This window comes from Micromonospora sp. NPDC049301 (assembly GCF_040678715.1).
In the GTDB taxonomy this organism is placed as follows: Bacteria; Actinomycetota; Actinomycetes; order Mycobacteriales; family Micromonosporaceae; genus Micromonospora.
In genome coordinates this window covers 611,621-633,148 of record NZ_JBFAQO010000001.1, presented here as the reverse complement: position 1 = coordinate 633,148, position 21,528 = coordinate 611,621, and the positions used below count along the sequence as shown (strand labels likewise).

At 71.7% G+C, this 21,528-nt stretch carries 15 protein-coding genes; 9 read left to right on the top strand and 6 right to left on the bottom strand.

The features are described from left to right. Positions 1–96: 96 nt before the first annotated feature. Entirely contained in the window at positions 97–1,107 is a 1,011-nt protein-coding gene (locus AB0K07_RS03010; RefSeq protein ID WP_363750506.1) for a CU044_5270 family protein, read from the bottom strand. Continuing rightward, entirely contained in the window at positions 1,107–1,658 is a 552-nt protein-coding gene (locus AB0K07_RS03005) for a sigma-70 family RNA polymerase sigma factor (protein ID WP_363750504.1), read from the bottom strand. Before AB0K07_RS03005 ends, AB0K07_RS03010 begins: the two co-directional genes overlap by 1 nt. Before the next feature lie 723 nt (positions 1,659–2,381). Between AB0K07_RS03005 and AB0K07_RS03000 the strand changes: the two genes are divergently transcribed. Continuing rightward, the gene (locus AB0K07_RS03000) at positions 2,382–3,185 is read left to right on the top strand and encodes an HAD-IB family hydrolase (RefSeq protein WP_363750502.1); all 804 of its coding nucleotides are present in this window, start codon (positions 2,382–2,384) and stop codon (positions 3,183–3,185) included. Between the two features lie 124 nt (positions 3,186–3,309). Here the strand turns inward: AB0K07_RS03000 and AB0K07_RS02995 are convergent, their stop codons facing one another. Then, positions 3,310–4,056: an oxidoreductase gene (locus tag AB0K07_RS02995; protein ID WP_363750500.1), complete on the bottom strand. Its 747-nt coding sequence runs from the start codon at positions 4,054–4,056 to the stop codon at positions 3,310–3,312. 361 nt (positions 4,057–4,417) lie between these two features. Here AB0K07_RS02995 and acs point away from each other — a divergent pair, with 361 nt between their 5' ends. From acs to AB0K07_RS02960, 7 genes are all read left to right on the top strand, one after another. Further along, positions 4,418–6,382 carry an acetate--CoA ligase gene (acs, locus tag AB0K07_RS02990; RefSeq protein ID WP_363750498.1) on the top strand — a complete coding sequence of 655 codons (1,965 nt, stop codon included), beginning with the start codon at positions 4,418–4,420 and terminating at the stop codon, positions 6,380–6,382. 267 nt (positions 6,383–6,649) lie between these two features. Next, positions 6,650–9,445, top strand: a complete 2,796-nt coding sequence (locus AB0K07_RS02985) for an immune inhibitor A domain-containing protein (protein WP_363750497.1) — start codon at positions 6,650–6,652, stop codon at positions 9,443–9,445. A gap of 356 nt (positions 9,446–9,801) precedes the next feature. Beyond that, positions 9,802–12,246, top strand: a complete 2,445-nt coding sequence (locus AB0K07_RS02980; RefSeq protein ID WP_363751403.1) for an immune inhibitor A domain-containing protein — start codon at positions 9,802–9,804, stop codon at positions 12,244–12,246. A gap of 109 nt (positions 12,247–12,355) precedes the next feature. Next, positions 12,356–12,868, top strand: coding sequence for a hypothetical protein (locus tag AB0K07_RS02975; protein WP_363750496.1), 513 nt, complete (start codon positions 12,356–12,358; stop codon positions 12,866–12,868). Between the two features lie 308 nt (positions 12,869–13,176). Beyond that, positions 13,177–13,911 (top strand): helix-turn-helix domain-containing protein, encoded by a 735-nt coding sequence (locus AB0K07_RS02970; RefSeq protein ID WP_363750494.1) that lies wholly within the window; start codon positions 13,177–13,179, stop codon positions 13,909–13,911. Positions 13,912–14,038: 127 nt separating this feature from the next. Beyond that, complete coding sequence (locus tag AB0K07_RS02965; RefSeq protein ID WP_363750492.1) at positions 14,039–15,364, top strand: phosphatase PAP2 family protein; 1,326 nt, start codon at positions 14,039–14,041, stop codon at positions 15,362–15,364. Positions 15,365–15,503: 139 nt separating this feature from the next. Beyond that, positions 15,504–16,436 carry an alpha/beta hydrolase gene (locus AB0K07_RS02960; protein WP_363750491.1) on the top strand — a complete coding sequence of 311 codons (933 nt, stop codon included), beginning with the start codon at positions 15,504–15,506 and terminating at the stop codon, positions 16,434–16,436. Between the two features lie 4 nt (positions 16,437–16,440). Here AB0K07_RS02960 and AB0K07_RS02955 read toward each other — a convergent pair whose 3' ends face one another. Both AB0K07_RS02955 and AB0K07_RS02950 read right to left on the bottom strand, forming a co-directional pair. Continuing rightward, positions 16,441–16,806 (bottom strand): hypothetical protein, encoded by a 366-nt coding sequence (locus AB0K07_RS02955; RefSeq protein ID WP_363750489.1) that lies wholly within the window; start codon positions 16,804–16,806, stop codon positions 16,441–16,443. Then, positions 16,803–19,742 carry an SseB family protein gene (locus AB0K07_RS02950; RefSeq protein ID WP_363750488.1) on the bottom strand — a complete coding sequence of 980 codons (2,940 nt, stop codon included), beginning with the start codon at positions 19,740–19,742 and terminating at the stop codon, positions 16,803–16,805. Before AB0K07_RS02950 ends, AB0K07_RS02955 begins: the two co-directional genes overlap by 4 nt. A gap of 152 nt (positions 19,743–19,894) precedes the next feature. Between AB0K07_RS02950 and mycP the strand changes: the two genes are divergently transcribed. Continuing rightward, the gene (gene mycP, locus AB0K07_RS02945; protein ID WP_363750487.1) at positions 19,895–21,112 is read left to right on the top strand and encodes a type VII secretion-associated serine protease mycosin; all 1,218 of its coding nucleotides are present in this window, start codon (positions 19,895–19,897) and stop codon (positions 21,110–21,112) included. 101 nt (positions 21,113–21,213) lie between these two features. Here the strand turns inward: mycP and AB0K07_RS02940 are convergent, their stop codons facing one another. Next, positions 21,214–21,507, bottom strand: coding sequence for a WXG100 family type VII secretion target (locus tag AB0K07_RS02940; RefSeq protein WP_363750486.1), 294 nt, complete (start codon positions 21,505–21,507; stop codon positions 21,214–21,216). Positions 21,508–21,528 lie beyond the last annotated feature (21 nt).

The following is a 21,528-nucleotide window of genomic DNA, read 5'->3' as shown; positions in this document are numbered from 1 at the left end:
TTGATCTGCTACGCGTCCGGACTGTCCGGACCGATGCTCCGCCTCGATGGAACGCGCTGCGGGGCCGCTCCCGAAGGAGCGGCCCGCAGCCGGCTGTCAGCCGAGTTGGTCGGTCCAGGCGGTAGCGATGATCACCTGGTACGAGCTGATCCGGACGGGCGCGAGCGTCAGCCGCTCGTGGGCGAGCAGTCCACCCGTCTTCGGGTCGAAGATCAGCAGAGACTGCGCGTCGTGCGGACGGTCGTCGAAGGTGACCGCGACGCCCTTTCGACCGGCCCGGTCGGTCACCTGCCCCCGCCACCGGAAGCCGGGAACGTCGGCGAGGACCCGCAGGATCTCCGCGCGGGTCTGACGCGGAACGACGTACCGCCCGTAGACCGTGCTGACCTCCTTGCTCACCGCACCCGCGCCGTAGGGGACCTTCAGCAGTTCGCGCAGCTGCGCTCGGTCGGCCGACGGCGGCGTGAGTTCCCTGGGTGGCAGCGGGATGGTCGCGGGCGCGGGGGTGCCGGCGACCGCAGGACGCTTCCCGAGATCGCGTTGCCAGTAGTCCCGCGATTCCTGGTCGGGGTACTGCGGTTCCAGTTGGATTGTGGCCTGGTTCCCGGTCCCGTCGGCGGCCTGCCAGACCTTCGTCTCGTCGGCGAAGGCGACATGGTGGCGACCGTCGGCGGAGGTCATCACCGGGTCGCCCCACAGCTTCGTGTGGTGGTACATGTAGCGCCCGCCGCGGTTGTCGTACTCCGCGTCGACGAGCGTGCCGGCGAGGGCGCGCAGCTGCGGGCCGGCCGGTGGCGCGTCCTCATCGAACTGGTACGCGACCGGCACGAGCACCGGCCCCGGTGCGGCACCCGCCACGTCCGGGGTGTCCACGGTGGCACCCTCGAACGGCTGGAGGACCGCCACGGCGCCGGCTGCGACGGCCAGCGTCCCGGCCGCCAGGACGAGCCGGCGGGTCGGTCGTAGGCCGCGATGACCGACCGCCGGTCCGGTGGCACCGGCACGGTCGATCAGGTCGCGCGCCGGGACAGGCGGTGGCAGGACGGCCGCCTTCCGGGCCGGGTCGACCGGCCCGAGGAGGGTACGGGTTCGCTCTGCTCCGAACATCACAGATCCTCTCGAATGCTCGCCAACACCGGGCGTCGGGACGGGGCGGGCTGGTCTGACATGGCGTCGGTGAGGCGACGGCGGGCGCGGTGCAGGCGCACCGCCGCGGTCGCGCGGGTACAGCCGAGCACCTGGGCCGCCTCGGAGACCGTCAGCTCCTCCCAGCCGATCAGCCGGAGAATCTCCTGATCGAGGTCGCCGAGCGTGGCGAGGGCAGCCCGCACGTCGGCGACTCCCACGGTCACGTCGGCGCCGGACGGGTTCGCCACCCGGTCCAGGTCGGCGTCGGTGATCGACAGGACATCCGGAGCGGCGCGCCGGGACCGCCACTGGTTCGCCAGCAGGCGCCGGGCCACCCCGTACAGCCAGGGCAGGCTGCGGTCCGGTACCTCGCCGCGACGCCGCCAGGCGACGACGAAGACCTCCTGGGCGAGCTCCGCCGACGCGTCCGCGTCGGCGAGTCGGCGCAGGCCATACCTCACGATGTGCGCGTACTCGGCGGCATAGAGGCTGGTGAACCAGGCCTCGTCGCGTCTCTCCGGTGGACCCACCCGAACTCCCCACTGCCTCGGCGACTCTCACCCTGGCTTGTGTCGGGAGCGGCCGAAGGATTACCGGACGGCAGTCATGGCACACGGGGTTCGGCGCCGTCCTCAGTGCCAGTTCATGCCGGCGTTCGCCTCGGTGGGAGCCGAAAGCTACGGTCCGATGACGGCGTTCGCGAGCGGCTCACCCGAGTCGTACCGCCGGAACTGGTCGACCAGTGCGGCACGGGCTGAGTGCCGTCGTACAGCGCGACGTCCAGGTCGCCAAGCTCGGCCAATGCGTCGGGGTGAGAGATCAAGTAGCGCAAGCCGCAATCATGCTGCTTCCCCGCATCCGGCAGCGGTTCGACCCGAACACGTCGCGTCCGGTGGAGCTTGGAGCGTTGTGGCGCGCTCCCATGGAAAGGGACGACCCCCGTCGGGGGGAGACGGGGGTCGTCGAAGGTTCGGCTCCGGGGGGGTCGAGCCGAACCACTCAGCGGTCACGGGGGGTGCAACCGCCGAGGGTCTGTCTGTTTGCCGAGATATGAAAGCTCGTCGTGGGAACAAGTCTGCCTGAGCGGGCCCGTCACGTCGAGTGGTGTTCACTCCACTCACTGCGAAAATCTCCTCGCAGAGTGTGAGCGCGATCACGCTGAGCGGAGGTGGTGGCGCCGGCCCGCAGGTCCGAGGGGTGGCCTGACCCCGGGCACCCGCCGACGATAGACCATCCGGCTAGACTTTCGCGCCGTGGGCCGAAGTGCCGCTTTCTTCGATCTGGACAAGACCGTCATCGCCAAGTCGAGCGCCCTGGCGTTCGGTCGGCCGTTCTACCGGGACGGGCTGATCACTCGGCGTGACGTGGTCAAGTCGGCGTACGCGCAGCTGATGTTCCGGCTGGGCGGCACCGACGAGCAGACCATGGCCCGAACACGGGACTACCTGGCCGCGCTCTGCAAGGGCTGGCAGGTGGAACAGGTCCGCCAGATCGTCGCGGAGACGCTGCACGAGCTGATCCACCCCTACGTGTACGCCGAGGCGGCCGCGCTGATCGAGGAGCACCAGGCGGCCGGCCGGGACGTGGTGCTGGTGTCCGCCTCCGGTGAGGAGATGGTCCGGCCGATCGGTGAACTGCTCGGTGTGACGGACGTGATCGCCACCCGGATGACGGTGCGGGACGGGCGGTACAGCGGCGAGGTCGAGTTCTACGCGGCCGGCCCGAGCAAGGTCGAGGCGGTCAGCGAGCTGGCCACCGCCCGGGGTTACGACCTGGCCGACTCGTACGCCTACTCCGACTCGTACAGCGACCGCCCGCTGCTGGAGTGCGTCGGTCACCCGAGTGTGGTCAACCCGGACCGGCAGCTACGCAAGCTGGCTTCGGAGAACGCCTGGCCGGTGCTGGAGTTCCGCCACCCGATCCCGCTGGGCCGTCGGCTGCGGGAGCGGCCCGCCGTCCCGGTGGCCGCGGCGGCCCTGGGAGTGGGCGTGGGCGTGGCCATCGGCATCGCCTGGTACGGCCGTCACCGCCGCACCCGCGCCGCCGCCACCGCCTGACCCCGACCCACCCATCGGCCGATCATGGACTCGTGGTGGGCGCATTGGCGCTCTTCACGTCTTTTGGGAGGCACCACAACTCCATGATCGACAGGAGAGGGGCGGGGCGTGCGGGGAGTCGGGGTCAGGCTGCGGCGAGGATCTCGTCGCCGATGGCGGTGAGCTGGTCGGCGCCGACCTCCACTGCCGCCATGTAGTGGCGCAGCCAGGAACGCAGCCCGTCCGGGGTGCCGGTGGCGAAGGCGCCGGCTGAGCCGACGTACTCCGGCTCCCGCTCGCGGTGACCGACGTCGACGGCGAGCAGGCCGCGCGGGTCGAGGCCGCTGGCGAGCAGCACCAGGCGCGCGGCGCCCCGGGCCACCACGCCGGACGGCCCGGCGAACGGGCGCAGGTTCAGCAGCTCCCCGTGGACCACGGCGGCGAGCACCAGCGGGGAGACCTTCGTGCCGCCGGCGACGAGCCCGGCCAGCCCGTCCAACCGGGCGGCGACCACGGGGTCAGCGACCGGCCGGCCCAGCTCGTCCTCCGGAACCATGTCCCGGGCGGCGAGCACGTGCAGCTTGGCGAGGGCCTGCCGGGGCGCTTTCGGCCAGAGCTCGCTCAGCCCCGGCAGTGCCCCGGCGACCCGCAGCGCACCCTGGAGCACCGGGTCGGTGACGGTGCCGGAGCGGACCGCCTCGCGCTCGTGGGCGGCCCCTTCGAGGGCGGCGCTGGCCACGGCGGAGCGGAGGCTGACCTCGGCCGCGACCTGGCCGCCGTGCCGGCGCAGCGCGCGGTGCCCGAGCGCCTGGTCGAACCGTTCGCGGGCCCGCTCGACGGCGGGAGCGATGTCGGCGAGCGCGAGCAGCGGGGCGAGCGGGTCCGAGGTCACCCCGCCACGCTAGCGACCCGGCCCGGCTGTCCGGGCCGCACCCGGCCGCAACGCGACCCGGGCCACCGCCCGCTCGACGCCCGCCCAGAGGGGCCAAGGTCAACACGAGGCCGCCGATATCGGTGCACCCGCCCGGGACACCGCGACATCGCCGACCACGTGTCGATCAAACACCCGCCACGGCCGCGCACAGGCCGCGCCGGGCTCGTATCGATCAAGCGACCCGTCGCGGGGACGGCCGTCGGGCGCGCGTTGGGGGCCGCTCGGCGCGACGGAGCGGGCAGCGGTCGCCTGCCGGAAGCGCCACGACTACCCTCGTGGCCAGCGAGACGCAGGTCACCCGAGGACGAGGAGTCACGGCATGAGCGAGGCATTGGCCAATCTGCTGAACGAGACGCGCCAGTTCCCTCCGCCGGCCGAGCTCGCCGCGCACGCCAACGTCACCGCTGACGCGTACGCCGAGGCCTCCGCCGACCGGCTCGCCTTCTGGGCGAAGCAGGCCGACCGGCTGGCCTGGTCGAAGAAGTGGGACGAGGTGCTCGACTGGTCGAACCCGCCGTTCGCCAAGTGGTTCGTCGGTGGGCAGCTCAACGTGGCGTACAACTGCCTGGACCGGCATGTCGAGGCGGGCCGGGGCGACAAGGTCGCCATCCACTGGGAGGGCGAGCCGGGCGACACCCGCACCATCACCTACGCCGACCTGCACGAGCTGACCTGCCGGGCGGCGAACGCGCTGACCGAGCTGGGTGTCACGGCCGGTGACCGGGTGGCGATCTACCTGCCGATGATCCCGGAGGCGGCGGTCGCGATGCTGGCCTGCGCCCGCATCGGCGCCGCGCACAGCGTCGTCTTCGGCGGTTTCTCGGCCGACTCGCTGAGCAACCGGATCCAGGACGCCAGCGCCAAGGTGGTCATCACCGCGGACGGTGGTTACCGGCGGGGCAAGCCGTCGGCGCTGAAGCCGACGGTGGACGAGGCGGTGGCGAGCTGCCCCTCGGTGGAGCACGTGCTGGTGGTTCGCCGTACCGGCGAGGACGTCGCATGGTCGGCGAAGGACCGCTGGTGGCACGAGACGGTGGAGACCGCCTCGGCGGAGCACACCGCGCAGCCGTTCGACGCCGAGCACCCGCTGTTCATCCTCTACACCAGCGGCACCACGGCCCGGCCGAAGGGCATCCTGCACACCACCGGTGGCTACCTCACCCAGGCCTCGTACACCACGCACGCGGTCTTCGACCTGAAGCCGGAGACGGACGTCTACTGGTGCACCGCCGACATCGGCTGGGTGACGGGCCACTCCTACATCGTGTACGGCCCGCTCTCCAACGGCGCCACGCAGGTCATGTACGAGGGCACCCCGGACACGCCGAACAAGGGCCGGTTCTGGGAGATCGTCGACCGGTACGGCGTCAGCATCCTCTACACCGCCCCCACCCTCATCCGGACGATGATGAAGTGGGGCGACGACATCCCGGCCGGTTTCGACCTGTCGTCGCTGCGGCTGCTGGGCAGCGTCGGCGAGCCGATCAACCCCGAGGCGTGGATGTGGTACCGGCAGCACATCGGCCGGGGCGAGCTGCCCGTCGTGGACACCTGGTGGCAGACCGAGACGGGCGCCATCATGATCTCCCCGCTGCCCGGGGTGACCGCGGCCAAGCCGGGCTCGGCGATGACGCCGCTGCCGGGCATCGTGGCCGACGTGGTGGACGACCAGGGCCAGTCGGTGCCCAACGGCGGCGGTGGGTACCTGGTGCTGCGCGAGCCGTGGCCGTCGATGCTGCGCACCATCTGGGGCGACGACAACCGGTTCCTGGAGACGTACTGGAGCCGGTTCGAGGGCATGTACTTCGCCGGTGACGGGGCCAAGAAGGACGACGACGGGCACATCTGGCTGCTCGGCCGAGTGGACGACGTGATGCTGGTGTCCGGGCACAACATCTCCACCACCGAGGTGGAGTCGGCGCTGGTGTCGCACCCGTCGGTGGCCGAGGCGGCGGTCGTGGGCGCGACCGACCCGACCACCGGCCAGGCGATCGTCGCGTTCGCCATTCCGCGCGGCACCACCGACATCGCCGGTGACGCGGGTGAGCAGCTCATCGCCGATCTGCGCAACCACGTGTCGAAGACGCTCGGCCCGATCGCCAAGCCGCGGCAGATCATGCTGGTGCCGGAGCTGCCGAAGACCCGTTCGGGCAAGATCATGCGTCGGCTGCTGCGCGATGTGGCGGAGAACCGCTCGCTCGGCGACGTGACCACCCTGCAGGACTCGTCCGTGATGGAGCTGATCTCCTCGGGGATGAGCGGCGCGAAGTCCGACGAGGACTGACAGCAGGCGTACACACCGGAGGGTGGCGGTCCGTGCGGACCGCCACCCTCCGTCATTTCTTACGGGTACGACACACACGGCCTCACCACTGTCACATCGGTCAGTCGGATGAGCCTGAGAAGCTGAACGGACACAGGCGGCAGGTCGCCCCTGTCCTTTCGCCCGGTTGTGATTTAGGTTCACGCAGGTTGGAAGAGTTCGACGTACATCACATCGATGATCGAGCGCTCCAACGTCCTCCTCCCCATGCCCGAGAAATGGAGCGGCATGAACCACAAACCGCAGTCCGGGTCGCGGCGGCGAATACTCGTCGCGCTGCCCGCCATCGCCCTCGCGGCCACGTCACTGACCGTGACCGGCAGCGCGGCAGCTCAGTCTTCGGCCCCCACCCCCCGGGCGGTCATCGGAGCCGACGAGCACTACATCAACTACGCGGAGCCCGAGGTGCAGCCGGACACCTCCGGCCGCGAGGTCAAGGGCAAGGGTGGCGTCTACACCCCGGCCGTCGACGCCGCGCGCGCCTTCGACCAGAAGCACGCGCGGGGCAACCCGGTGACCGCCCAGCAGCTCGCCAAGATCGAAGCCAAGTCGATCAAGACGGGCAAGAGTCCCCGGAAGATCAAGCAGGCGCCGACCACGCAGACGGCCAAGCTGCTGACGCTGCTGGTGGAGTTCAACGACCAGGCGAACGACGACTTCACGGGCGTGATGGTCCCGAAGACGGTGTTCGAGGACCGCACCTGCGTACCCGGCACCGTGCAGAACGGCCCGAAGCACAACAACATCGCGAACCCGGCGACCCTGCCGCACGAGGACAACAACTCGATGTGGGTGCCGGACTTCTCGCCGGCCCACTACGACAAGATGCTCTACAGCAAGACGGGCATCACCGAGCGGGTCCGCAAGGACCTCCGGGACCCCCAGGGCAAGCGGGGCATCGACATCTCCGGCCGCACGATGCACAACATGTACCTGGAGATGTCCAAGAACGCGTACACGGTCGACGGGCAGGCCAGCCCGTGGATCACCGTGCCGCACTCGGAGGGCTGGTACGCCGCCAACCGCTGCTTCCAGGACGCCGAGGGCAACTGGGTCCCGGGCCGGGAGCAGTCGATGAACGGCCACCCGGACAACCCGGCCGGCGCCGGCCGGCTGGCGACCGACGCGATCGACGCGCTCGCCGCGAAGGACCCGAGCTTCCCCTGGGCCAACTACGACATCGAGGACCAGGCCGACCGCGACGGTGACGGCAACGTCTTCGAGCCGGACGGCGTGATCGACCACCTCGTGCTGGTGCACGCCGGGCAGGGCAAGTCGCGCGGCGGCGGTGACCAGGGCGTGTACGCCGTCTGGGCGCACTCCTCGACGGTCGCCGGCGGCTACAGCATCCCGGGCACCAACCTCCAGGTGTCGAACTACATCGTGCAGCCGGAGGACGCCGGTGTCGGCGTCTTCGCCCACGAGTTCGGCCACGACCTCGGTCTGCCGGACCTCTACGACACCTCCGGCAACGCCGACTCGGACGTCGACTTCTGGGACCTGATGGCCTCGGGCTCGCACTCGGGTGAGATCTTCCAGGCGCTGCCGACGCACATGGGCATCTGGGACAAGTGGGTGCTCGGCTGGGCCGACCCGCTGACCATCCGCCCCGGCTCGAACCCCCGCGAGGTGAAGCTCGGGCAGACCTCGCGGACGCCGATCGACGCCGAGGACGGCATCAAGGTCGACCTGCCGGACAAGGTGACGACGCTGGCCACGCCGCACAGCGGCACCAAGATGTGGCACAGCAGCAACGACCAGGAGTGGGCGGACGTCAAGCTGAGCCGCTCGGTCGACGTGCCGGCCGCCGCGGACGCGAAGTTCTGGATGTGGAACAACTACATCATCGAGGAGGACTGGGACTACGGCTTCGTCGAGCTGTCGACGAACGGCGGGACGTCCTGGACCGAGGCGAAGGTGTACGACGAGGCCGGCAACGTGGTCACCACGCCCGACGGCTACCCGGACCCGAACGGCCGGATGAACGACTTCGGCGGCAAGAAGTACGGCCTGACCGGCAGCACCGACGGCTGGCGGCACGACTACGTCGACCTGTCGGCGTACGCCGGGACGACGGTGCAGGTGCGGCTGCGCCTGGCCACCGACGAGGCGTTCGAGGAGCGCAACTGGTTCGCCGACGACTTCTCGGTCACCGGCGGCGGCGCCACCACCTGGAGTGACGACGTCGAGGGCGGCGCCAACGGCTGGACGGCCACCGGCGGCACCTTCGTCGACACCACGGGCGCGGGCTGGAAGGTCAGCAGTGGCACCGAGATGCACGCGCACTACTACCTGGCCGAGTGGCGCAACTTCGACGGCTTCGACAAGGGCCTGAAGTACGCCTACGACACGATCTACTCGCACGACGCGTGGAAGGTCGACCGGATCTCGTACAACGCGCCGGGCATGCTGGTCTGGTACCGGGACACCGCGCTCGGCGACGTCAACCACGTCACCGGGCAGATGACCGCGCTGCCCAGCTACGGCGCGAAGGGCGGGTTGCTCATCGTCGACTCGCACTTCGACCCGTACCGGCGTACCGGTGCGGCGGCCGAGAAGGACCCGTCGGTGACGGACAACCTGCCCAGCCGTCCGCAGTCGGCGAACGCGGCCTTCTCGCTGAACCCGACGTACTCCTTCACCGAGTGCCTGGAGGCGGCCGACGAGCCGTACAGCGAGTACTGCACCAAGTTCCGGGCCCAGCCGGCGGTGAAGAGCTTCACCGACGCCAAGACCTGGTACCCGGGCATCGAGATGCGTGACGGTGCGCCGTACGCGCGGGACAACGACGCCTCGGTGGTGCTGCCGTCGCGGAACAACGCGCCGTACACCACCCGGGTCACCCACCCGGACGGTAGCCCGGCGCCCGAGTTCTACGGCGTGACCCTGGGCGGTGGCGCGATCGTGCTGGGCACCGGCAACCCCGGTGACCAGGGCGTCAACTTCGGCGTCTCGCTCACCGTCAAGAAGGCGGCGCGGGACAACTCGTCCGCGACGATTTACGTGACCCCAGCGAGGAACTGACCGAGCGAGATGGTCGCGCGAATCAGTAACTGACGACAGCGGTGTCGGTGGGGCCGGTGGCGGAGACGCCGCCGGCCCCACTGTCGTATGCCTGATCACATTGATCGAAATATGTCGTTGGAGAGGCTGTCGGCCGATCCATCCTGGTCAGCGTCGCTGATGAAGCGCAGGGGTGTGACGGTGGAAAGCATTCACAACAAAATCTTGCAACAAATCGACGCGCGCATCTTCCCACCCGTCCCGGCAGTGTCTATGTTCACCATTGGTCCCACTAGTGGGATCGATCTTTCACCGGCCCCGTACCCCCGTTGGGCCGGGTTCCCTCACACCGGAGGTACCACGTGCGCAAAGTCGCAGTGGGTCTGCTCGGGCTCTCACTGACGGCGACAGGCCTGGCTTTCGGCCCGTCCGCCTCGGCGGCGCCGGCGCCCAAACTGCCGGCAGCAGCTCCGACCGCCGCCGAACCGCAGGCACTGAAGGACGAACTTCCCGACAAGCTCGAGGACAAGCGTCGCGAGCTGCGTCAGCAGGGTCTCAGCGACGTGCTGAGCGGCCGTAGCAAGCCGATCGAGCGCAACGGAAGCACGGTCGTCAAGGTCGGCGAGACGGCCGGCACGGGCACCAACGCCCGGTCCTTCGCCGGCGGCCAGGAGACCAAGGATCAGTACGTCGAGCTCAAGCGTGAGCGCACCGACAAGATCTTCGTGATCCTGGCGGAGTTCGGCAACGAGCGGCACCCGTCCTACCCGGACAAGGACATCAACCCGGACATCGCCGGGCCGACGACCTTCAGCGGGCCGCTGCACAACCAGATTCCGCAGCCCAACCGGGCCGTGGACAACTCCACCATCTGGCAGCCGGACTTCAGCCCGGCGCACTTCCGCCAGCTGTACTTCGGCACCAACCCGGGCGACGAGTCGCTGAAGCAGTACTACGAGGCCCAGTCCTCCGGCCGTTACACGGTCGACGGCATGGTCACCGACTGGGTCAAGGTGCGGTACAACGAGGCCCGCTACGGTCGCTCGGACGACCCGATCCCGGACCCGCTGCCCAACCAGCCGGCGGACCCGCGCGACGATCGGGCTGTCTGCCCGCAGAACGTCTGCTCGAACACCTGGAACCTGGTCGCCGACGCCGCCAACCAGTGGGTCGCCGATCAGAAGGCCAAGGGCCGGACGGACGCGCAGATCGCCGAGGAGATGCGGTCCTACGACCAGTGGGACCGGTTCGACTACGACGGTGACGGCGACTTCAACGAGTCGGACGGCTACATCGACCACTTCCAGATCGTCCACTCCGGCGGCGACCAGGCCGACGGTGACCCGCACCAGGGTGAGGACGCCATCTGGAGCCACCGCTGGGCGGCCTTCAACAGCGCGCCGGTCGGCCCGCCGAACCTCCCGATCGGTGGCACCCAGATCGGCAACACCGGCGTCTGGATCCGCGACTACACGATCCAGCCGGAAAACGGCGGCCGGAGCGTCTTCTACCACGAGTACGGCCACGACCTGGGCCTGCCGGACGACTACGGACCCGCGGACAACAACAACGAGCACTGGACCCTGATGGCCCAGAGCCGGCTCGGTGCTAAGAACGACCAGGGCATCGGCGACCGTGGCGGCGACCTGGGTGCGTGGAACAAGCTCCAGCTCGGCTGGCTCGACTACGAGGTGATCGTGGCGGGGCAGAAGCGCACGCTCGATCTCGGTCCGCAGGAGTACAACTCGGCCAAGGCTCAGGCCGCCGTGGTGGTGCTGCCGCAGCGGGAGTACACCTTCAACTACGGCGCGCCGTTCGCGGGATCGAAGCAGTACTTCTCCGGTAACGACGACAACCTCAACCAGACCATGACGAGGACGTTCGACCTCACCGGCAAGTCGTCCGCCGCGATATCCCTCAAGGGCAAGTACGCCATCGAGGCGGATTACGACTACCTCTACTTCGAGGCGTCCACCGATGGCGGGAAGACCTGGTCCGACCTGGACGGCACCGTCAACGGCCAGCCGATCGGCGTCGACGGCGCTGGCCGACCGGCCCTCGACGGCAGCAGCAACGGCGCGTGGGCGGACATCAACATCCCGCTGAACTCGCTCGCCGGCAAGGTCGCCCAGGTTCGCCTGCACTACGTCACCGACGGTGGCGTCTCCGAGGGCGGCTTCTTCGGCGACGCGATCACCGTGACGGCCGACGGCCAGACGGTGCTCAGCGACGGTGCCGAGACGGACGCCGGCTGGGCGCTGAACGGCTGGGAGATCGTCGGCGCGACGTACACCCGCATGTTCGACAACTACTACATCGCGGGCAACCGCTCGTACGTCTCGTACGACAAGTACCTGAAGACCGGCCCGTACTTCTTCGGCTACGCGAACACCCGCCCGGACTGGGTGGACCACTACGCGTACCAGGAGGGCCTGCTCATCTCGTACTGGAACACCCGCTGGAACGACAACAACACGGCCCCGGCGTCGCCGTCCAACCCGGGCGGTCACCCGGGTGAGGGCCGCAACCTGTACATCGACGCGCACCCGCGCCCGATCTACAACCTGACCGGCGCTCCGTGGCGCGCCCGGGTCCAGGTGTACGACGCACCGTTCAGCCTCAAGAAGGCGGACTCGTTCACCCTGCACCTCAACAGCCAGCCGCAGTACATCCGCGGTCAGGCTGCGGAGCCGCTGTTCGACGACACCAAGAAGTACTTCTACGAGGAGCTGCCGAACCACGGCGTCAAGCTCCCCGCAGCGGGTGTCAAGATCAAGGTTCTGGAGCAGGACGGCACCTCGATGAAGATCCGGTTCAGCTGACCGCTGATCCCGCACCAACCAGCGACGCCCGGGCAGGTCACCTGCCCGGGCGTCGCCCTTTGGAAGCGAGCACGGGGAACCTGGTGGCCTGCGGGAACGTCCCACCACCGTGCTCCCTCTCCCACGCGTCACCCTGACGGCGACCGGTCTCGCCGCGCTCCTCCTGCTGCCCCTCGCCGCCTGCGCCGAAGCCGGAGACACCAGCCCCACGGCCGCCACCTCGGCCGCCGGCACCCCGATCAGCGGCGGCCCGACCAGCGGCGGCCCGACGCTCGGCGGGCCCACCCCCGGGGCTTCGGTGTCACCGGTGCCCCCGCCCGGGCGCACCGCCACGCCACCCCTGTCGCGCACCGTCCCGCCGACCCTCGGCACCCCGCCGAAGCCGCCCAAGCCGACGGAGCCGACCGAGAAACGGCCCACGGACCTGGTCGCCGGCCACATCACGCGGGGTGGCTCCGGACCCTGCTACGGGCTCGTCTCGGAAGACGGCGTCGAGTACGCCCTGCACGGCCCCGGCGCCGGCAACCTCGCCCAGGGCAGCTTCGTCACCCTCCGGATCAGCGCTCGATCGCCGAGGATCGACTGTGGTCCCGGCGTTCCCGCCAGCATCGTCGCCCCATGACCCGGCCGCCGAGATCCTGACCCTCCGTATCGGATCGGGCACCCTAAGCACATCAACCCGGCGAAGTCAACGGCGATACGGCCTCTTGACGACGGGGAAGATCCACAGCGACGATCGTCGATGTCCGATGGCGGACCGACGCCCTGCGCCGACCGCGCCGCTGACTGGCCCACCGGCCGCCGCCTCGGCAACGTCCACGGGGGTGGTCAGGCTTGTCAGGTGGAATCTGGTCGGATACCGACGGCAGCGGCACGGACCCGCTCTGGACGGTGCATCCCTCTCCCCTCGACACCGCCATGGTGTCGGCCGTGGAACTGCGCCTGCTGCTCGCCGCCCGCCAGCGGGAACTCGTCCGCGCTCACCACCGGTTGATCGACCAGTACGCCCGGCTGGAACGGCTGGAGGAGCACCGGAGTTCGGCCGCACACGGCCCCGACGACGTCGTCCGGGACTGGACCGAGTTCACCCGCCTCGCCGGCCGGCTGACCGCCGACGAGCCGGACGACTGCCGGGTGCTGCACGGGGTGCCGCCGGAGTCGACGACGGCAGGCCCGGAGCTGGCCACGGACCGCCGACACCTGACGATTCTCGACCGGCGGCTCCTCGAACTGCCCGGTGGCCTCGGCCGCGCCGACGGAGCTGCCCAACCGGGAGGTCGGATCCGGGTGGTCGCCGCCGCCCCCACCTCGATGGTGGTCTCCGGGAGCATGGCCGTGATCGCACCCACCGGCAGCGCGGGGTCGGCGGGCTGGGTGCTGCGCGCGCCGACGCTGGTCGAGTTGGCCGCCCACTACTTCGACGGTCTCTGGCGGCAGGCCCTGCCCCTGGCCGCCCGGTCGCCAGCGGGCGGAGACGCGCCATCGGACCTGCAGCTGAGGATTCTCCGGCTGGCCGCACACGGGGCCAAGGACGAGGCCATCGCGCGCAGCCTCGGGCGCAGCCCCCGTTGGGTGCGGCGGCATTTCGAGCTGTTGGCCGAGCGGCTCGGCGCCTCGAACCGGATGACCCTCGGCATCGCCGCCGCCCGCCGCGGCTGGATCTGACCTTGCAACTTGCGGAACGCTACCGCTTCGCCCTTCTCCGTGCTCGGAGCCGTCGCAGATCATCGACGGCAGCCGATAGAAACCCTACGGCGTACGTACGGGGAGAGGGACCACATTGAACACAAGAGTGAAGCTGGGGCGGGCCGTCGCGGCTCTCGCCGCGGTTGTCGTCGGCGGCGGCGTGATCACACCCGCGCCCGCCAGCGCCATTCCCCCCGACTTCGACCACGTCGTCTACTGGAACGACGTGCTGCTGGACGCGTTCCGCACCAGCAACGGGCCGCCCACCACGTTGTCCCGGGCCGGCGCCATGATGCACCTGGCGATGTACGACACCTCGGTCTCCCTGGGCACCGGTACGCCCTACCTCGCGCGGGTGTCCCGGATCCCCAACTTCAGCTACGACCGGGACACCAACCTCGACGTCGCCGCTCACGACGTCCTCCGCGCGGTCTTCCCCGCCCAGAGCGCGTACTTCACCACCAGGTACAACGAGGCGCGGCAGGCTGATCCGCCCCTGGGCGAACCGGGGCCGGAGGGCTGGAGCCGCAGCATCGGCGAAACGGCCGCACAGAACATCATCAACGCCCGGGCGAACGACGGCTCGACCAACAACACCGGGTACACCGCCAGCAACACCGCCGGGCAGTGGCGCCCCACCGGATCCGGCGCGGCGGTCGGCCCCAACTGGGGCTCGGTGAAGCCCTTCGCGCTCACCTCCGGCTCGCAGTTCCGCCCGCCGCTGCCCGGCGGCTTCAGCACGGTGTCGGCAATGCTGACCAGCAGCGCGTACGCCGCCCAGGTGAACGAGGTGAAGCGGCTCGGCTCCGCCACCGCGCCGGCGACCGACCGCAACGCCGACCAGACACAGCTCGCCTTCTTCTGGGCCAACGACGTCAGCGGCACCTACAAGCCCCCGGGTCAACTCTTCGAGCACACCCAGATCGTGGCGAGCCAGCGGACCACCGACACCCCCCGGCTCTTCGCCCTCGTCGCGATGGCCATGGCCGACGCCAGCATCGCCGCCTGGGACGCCAAGTACAACACCAGCATCGACCTGTGGCGACCCGAGACGGCGATCGCCGAGCCCCAGAGCGACGGCAACTCTGCCACGGTGCCCAACCCCGCCTGGCGCCCGCTCTCCGTCGACCGGAACGGCACCCGGTTCTCCCCGCCGTTCCCCGCGTACGTCTCCGGCCACGCCACCTTCGCCGGCGCGTGGGCCGGCGTCATGAAGCGGTACTACGGCACGGACGCGGTCAGCTTCGTGGCGACCACCGAGGACCCGAACGCGGCGGGCGTCACCCGTTCGTTCAGCAGCTTCAGCGCCGCGGCGACCGAGAACGCCCGCAGTCGGGTCTACCTGGGCGTGCACTACCAGTGGGACGCCGACGCCGGGTTGAGCACCGGTGACGCGGTGGCCAACCGGGTGTTCAGCACGTACCTGCGCTAGGCCGATCCACGGTCCCGGGTCGGCGGTCTGGAGACCGCCGGCCCGGACCCTTGCCTTGATGGGGGACAACCCGGGCTTCTCCCTGTTCAACGGGACCACCAGGGCCGCCGGGGAGGCCCGGGGTCCTAGGCTGTCTGCCATGACCGACCAGCGCGGCGGAGCCGTCGACGAGTCCTGCGTCCTCACCGAGGGGCCGTGGACGCACCGCTTCGTCGGCGCGAACGGCACCCGGTTCCACGTGGTCGAGGCCGGCACCGGGCCGATGGTGCTGTTCCTGCACGGCTTCCCCGAGCACTGGTGGGCGTGGCACCAAATGCTGCCGGCGGTCGCCGACGCCGGCTTCCGCGCGGTCGCGGTGGACCTGCGCGGCTACGGCGCCAGCGACAAGCCACCCCGGGGGTACGACGGTTACACCCTCGCCGCCGACATGGCCGGGCTGATCCGCGCGCTCGGCGAGCGGTCGGCGACCCTGGTCGGCAGCGGCGTCGGCGGCATGGTCGCCTGGACGGTGGCCTCGTTCCACCCGTCGCTGGTCCGGCGGCTGGTGGTGCTGGGCGCACCACACCCGCTGCGGCTGCGCGCCGCCATCTTCGCCGACCCACGCGGCCAGTTCGCCGCCTCCACCCCGGCGCTGAAGTTCCAGCTCCCCCGCTACGAGCACGTGCTGACGCGGGACGGCGCCGCAGCCGTCGCGGAGATCCTGCACCGCTGGGGCGGGCCGCGCTGGGTGGCCGGGCCGGACTTCGAGGCGTACGCCGAGCGGTGCCGGGAGGCGATGCGCATCCCGCAGGCCGCGTTCTGCGCGCTGGAGGGGTACCGCTGGGCGTTCCGCTCCCTGCTGCGGCTGCACGGCTACCGGTTCGTCCGCCTGATGCAGAAGCCGCTGGTCACCCCGACCCTTCAGCTGCACGGCGCACTGGACGTCGCCGCCCTGCCGCGTACCGCCCTGGGCTCGGGTCGCTACGTCGTCGCCCCGTACGAGTGGCGGCTGCTCGACGGGGTCGGGCACTTCCCGCACCTGGAGGCGCCGGAGCTGGTGCTCGGCGAGATCCTGCGGTGGGCCAAGTCCTGACCGGTCAGACCCGCTGCTCCCGCAGGTCGGTGACCTCGGCGGCCGGCGCCCACCCCTGGTAGACGCCGAAGTCGAAGACCTCCAGCCGCATCGCCTCGGCCACCGGCCAGCGGCCACCGGTGTACTCCACGCGCAGCCAGGCGTCGTGCTCGCCGAGCACGATGAACGGCTGCCCCTGCCAGGTGCAGGTGGTGCGCACGTACGCCAGGTCCTCGACCTCGCTGGCCGGCAGCACCCGGACGTACCGGCCGGTGCGGACCTCCTCGAAGCCCTCACCCGGCTCCGGCTGGTAGAGCCGGATGTCGTCGCCGTCCGGGCTGGCCTGGTATTCCCGGCCCTGCCAACGGGCCACGTAGCCGTCCCGCATCACGCCTCACCGACCCGTCGCCACAGCACCGCGTCCGTGTCCAGCACCGCGACCACGCGCTCGGTGCCGTCCGCGCCGATCCGCCAGAGCTGAGCGCCGTGCGGCAGCCGGGCGCTGTCCACCTTGAACTCCGCCACCACGTCGCTGCTCTCGCCCGGGGCGAAACCGTTGCCCCGGAACGGCGGGCGCTCGATGACCCAGCCCTCCATCGCCCGCATCGCCGGCTCGTTCTGGCCCCCGTAGGGAATCCGGTAGAGGCTCGGCCGGTGCGCCGGCCAGCGCAGCACGTAGATCTCCTCCGCCTCCCGGGCGAACGGCGAACCCGGGTAGCTGAGGCCCAGCGCGTCGTACAACTGGACCGGCGTGGTGAGGTGGGCCAGCTCGCCCGCTCGGTGCACGAAGCCGGAGACCCGGTCGTACCCCCGGTCCAGGTAGTACGCGAGCTGGCTGGGCGCGATCGCCTTCTGCATCACGGTCGGTCGGGCCGGATCGACCGCCGCCGGGGCGTACCGGGGGCGGGCCGCGGGCTCCGCCACGACCGGCGGCTCCTCCGGGTCCACCTCCAGGTCGTCGCCGAGCCCGACCTCCGCGGCCCAGTTGGCCAGCGCGACGATCTGCTCGCCGGGCAGCTTGGCGCCGACCGGGGTGCCCGGGTTGACGGCGAACGACCAGTCCTCGTCCGGCCAGCGCCGGATCAGCTGGGCGAACTTCACCCGGACCGTGTCGACAGCACCCTCGGCGTGGTCGGCGAGACGCTCCGGCGAGGTGTAGACCACCACGTACGTCTCGCCGTCCAGCTGCTCCGTACGCCAGACGAAGCCCGGGTCACCGGGGCGGCTGCCGCCTACCGAGTCCGGTGCCGCCGGCAGCAGCACCCGGGCCAGCAGCAGGGTGGACAGGAACGTGTCCGTGCTGCCGGCGCCGGCCGCGCCCAGCAGGTCCTCCTCGACCGTGTTGGCGGGCAGGAACTCGACCGGTGCCGGAGCCTGGGCCGGCACGGGCTGCCCCTCGCCGGCCGGGACCGTGCGCCCGCCGTCCGCGTCGGGCCGCGCCGGCGCCGCGCCGCTGGCCGTCCGGGATCGAGGCGGTTGTCCGCCGAGGCCCGAGGCGACCGGCTCCCCGCCGAGGGCACCGCCCGCCCGGCCCGTGCCGTTCACCCCTACCGGAGATCCGCCGAGGTCAGTGCGATCCGCACCGTTCGAACGGCCCCCGGCCATCTCGTCGGCGCGCACGCTGCCCGGAACAGCGCCCGTCGGACCGCCGGACCCGGGACCGAACGGACCCGGGTCGGACGACGCCGGGCCGAACGACGGGCTGAACGGACCCGGGTCGGATGACGGGCCGGAGGTGGCCGGGCCGGACGGCACCGGGTCGTACGGGCGCGGGCCGGAAGACGGTGAGCCGGACGACGGCGGGGCGAACGGCGGCGGGGCGGTGGATTCTGGGGCGGGCCGCGCGGCGGCGTCGACAACGCTGCTCGCCTCGGCCGGGTCGGTGAGGTCCCGGGACTCGATGATGGTGCCCTCGATGACGATGGGCGTGAAGCCGCGGCGCGGGGCGGGCGGGCCGGAGACCGGTTCCGCGATGGACGCCGACACCTCCTCCACCGGCTCGAACCGGCCCGGCTCGCCTGGCCGGCCACGCGGGATCGCCTGGGTCTCGTCCGCAGCGGGACCGGGCCGCCCCGCCCCGGTCAGCGGCGGCTCGCCGGTGACCCGACCGGGCGACCGGAAGGCACGGGTGGGCTCCTCTGCCAGTCGATCCGGCCGGCGGGGCGGCAGGGGCTGGGTGGTCTCGTCGTCCGGCGCCGGTGCGCGTACTCCCCTGGACGCGCCCAGGTCGCCGGCCGGCGACCGCAGTGGCCGGGTGGCGTCCGGATCCGGCATGGGAAAGGCCGCGCCTTCGCCAGGGGGCGCGTCGGCGGGACGACGGCGCGGGAAGGGCTGGCTGCCCCGCCCGAACCGGGACGGGGGCACCGCCCGGTCGCCGGGTCGTCCCCCACCCGAGGTCGGGCCGGTCGTCCGGTCCCGCTCGGACGCGGGCTCGAAGAAGGAGCGCCGGCCGCCCTGGGCGCTGCCGTTGCCGGCGGCCGGACCGTCGACGTCGGGGCCCGGCCGGGTCGCCGACGGCCGGCCCGCGCCGGGACCCGACTGGTCGGTCGGGACGGCACCGGGGTGGTCGGCGGGCTTCAGCGGCGCGAACCGGGACGCGGCGGACCGGGAGGCGGCGGGCACGGACTCCGTGCCCGCACCGCCGGGTCGGGGCGGGCCGGTCGGGTACCGCTGGCCGGCGGCGGGCATGTCGTCCCCGCCGGGTCGGCGCGACAGCTCACCCGGGCCGGGCGAGCGGGACGACGTGCCGGGCGCCGTCGGAGCGCCCACCCGGGGCACCGTGCCCCGCGTCGGCGCGGGCCGCCCGGGCGGGGTCGGGTCGGACCCGGACGGCGTCGACTCCGTGGCGGGCGGGACGTCGCGGCCGGTCACGCCCGTCCTGGACCGGGCGAGGGTCTCGGCGCGCTCCAGCCGGGCGCGGGCACCCATGGCGCGGCCGGGCAGCCGGACGTCACCCCGGGAGAGCTGTGCGACGAACCAGGCCGGCAGGTATCCCTCGACGGGCAACCCCGGGTTGACCGCGAGCCACCATTCCTGGTTGGGCCAGCCGACCGCGAGCTCGGTGAACGGGATGCGCCGGTTGCTGCCGGAGTGCTCGCCGAGACAGGTCCGCAGCGCGGCAGCGGAGGTGAAGGCCAGCACGTGGGTCCGCCCGCCGGTGGTCCAGGTGCCCCAGCCGGGGGCTGCCTGACCGGGCAGTGCTGGCGCGGAGACCGGCAACAGCAGATCGGTGCGGGACAGGAGACGGAAGTACAGCTCCTGATCGTTGGCGCGCAGCGCGTCCCGCATCGCCACCTCGGCCTCCGTGGCCGGCTCCCATTCGGTCACGGCCACCTCTCCTTCCGAGAACAGGCCACAGGTATCGCGTACAACCTACAAGGTGGTATCAAGATCACAATGGCTGGCCGGCGGCGGTCCGCCGGGGCACGGCTGAGGCGATAACATCCCGTCCCGGAGCCGACACCATACGGAGGCCGTCGATGTCCCAGTCGATTGCGCGCCCGGTCCTGGCGGGGCTGGCGGCCACCCTGCTCACCACCGCGGCAGCCCCGGCCGTCGCGGCCGGCGCCGCGCTCCGGGCGGCTCCGACCTGCGCGACCCCACTCGCCCCCGTACGGCCGGTCGCGGCCCTGCCCTGGCCGCAGCAGCGGTACGACCCCGCCCGGCTCGCGCCGCTGGCCACCGGCACCGGGGTGACGGTCGCGGTGGTCGACTCCGGGGTCGACCGGGTGCACCCGCAGTTGGCCGGGCGGGTGCTGGCCGGCACCGACCTCCTCGATCGGGGCGGGGACGGCCGCCGGGACTGCGCCGGTCACGGCACCGGTGTGGCGAGCATCATCGCGGCGGCGCCCCGACCCGGCGTCGCCTTCCACGGCTTGGCGCCGGGCGCCCGGATCCTGCCGGTGCGGGTGAGTGAGCAGCAGGTGGTGCAGGGGCGGGAGTCCGGGCGTACGGTCAGCGCCCGCGAGTTCGCCCGGGCCATCCGCTGGGCGGTAAACCACGACGCCGACGTGGTGAACCTCTCCGTGGTGCTGTACGCCGACGACCCGGAGGTGCGCTCCGCGGTGCGGTACGGGGTCGACCGGGACGTGGTGCTGGTGGCCGCGGCCGGCAACCTGCACGACAGCGGGAACCCCCGCCCGTTCCCCGCCGCGTACGACGGGGTGCTCGGGGTGGGTGCGATCGGCGCGGACGGCGCGCGGGCGAACTTCTCGCAGACCGGCCCCCATGTCGACCTGGTCGCACCGGGCAGCGAGGTGCTGACCGCCGCGCCCGGCCAGGGCCACCATCGGGTCGAGGGCACCAGTTACGCGGTGCCGTTCGTGGCCGCCACCGCCGCACTGCTGCGCCAGTACCGGCCCGAACTGACCGCCGCCCAGGTGGCGGAACGGATCGTCGCCACCACCGATCCGGCCCCCGGCGGGGGCGGTGGGTACGGCGCGGGCGTGCTGAACCCGTACCGGGCGGTCACCGAGACCGGTGGCGGCCGACCGGCCGGCCCCCGGGCGGTCACCGCGCTCGCCGACGACCGGGCCGACCCCGCGCTGGTCGCGCGCCAGGCCCGTCGGGCGACGGCCCGGGACCGGGCCCTGCTGCTCGGCACGGTGATCGGCACGACGGCTGGCGCCCTGGTGCTGCTGGCCCTGGTGCTGCCGCGAGCGGCCCGTCGACGCTGGCGCCCGGCCGAGCCGGCCTGACCCCGGCACCCGACGGCCCGGCTCGCCCGACAGGCGCGGCCAGGGCGCCGACCCGGACACGGTCGGCGCTCCCGGCCACCAATTCGGAAACACGCCCTAGATCACTGGAACAGCCCGGTGTTCTTCTTCTCGGTGTCCAGATAGTCGGCGGCGGAGTCGTTCACCGCCAGCCTGATGTCGCGCAGCATCGCCTGGAGATCCTGCGAGGCGGACCGCCACCGCGCCTGGCGCTGCTCGTACGCCTGCCGCGCCTCGCCGCTCCAGCTCGCCACCAGCGGTGCGGCGTCCCGTTCGAGCTGGCCGAGCTGCGAGTCGAGCGTGTTCAGCGCCTTCTGGATGTCCGTGCCGGCCTGCTGTAGCGCGGCGAAGTTGACGACCAGCACACCATGGTCCATCGGAACTCCCTCCCCAACGGG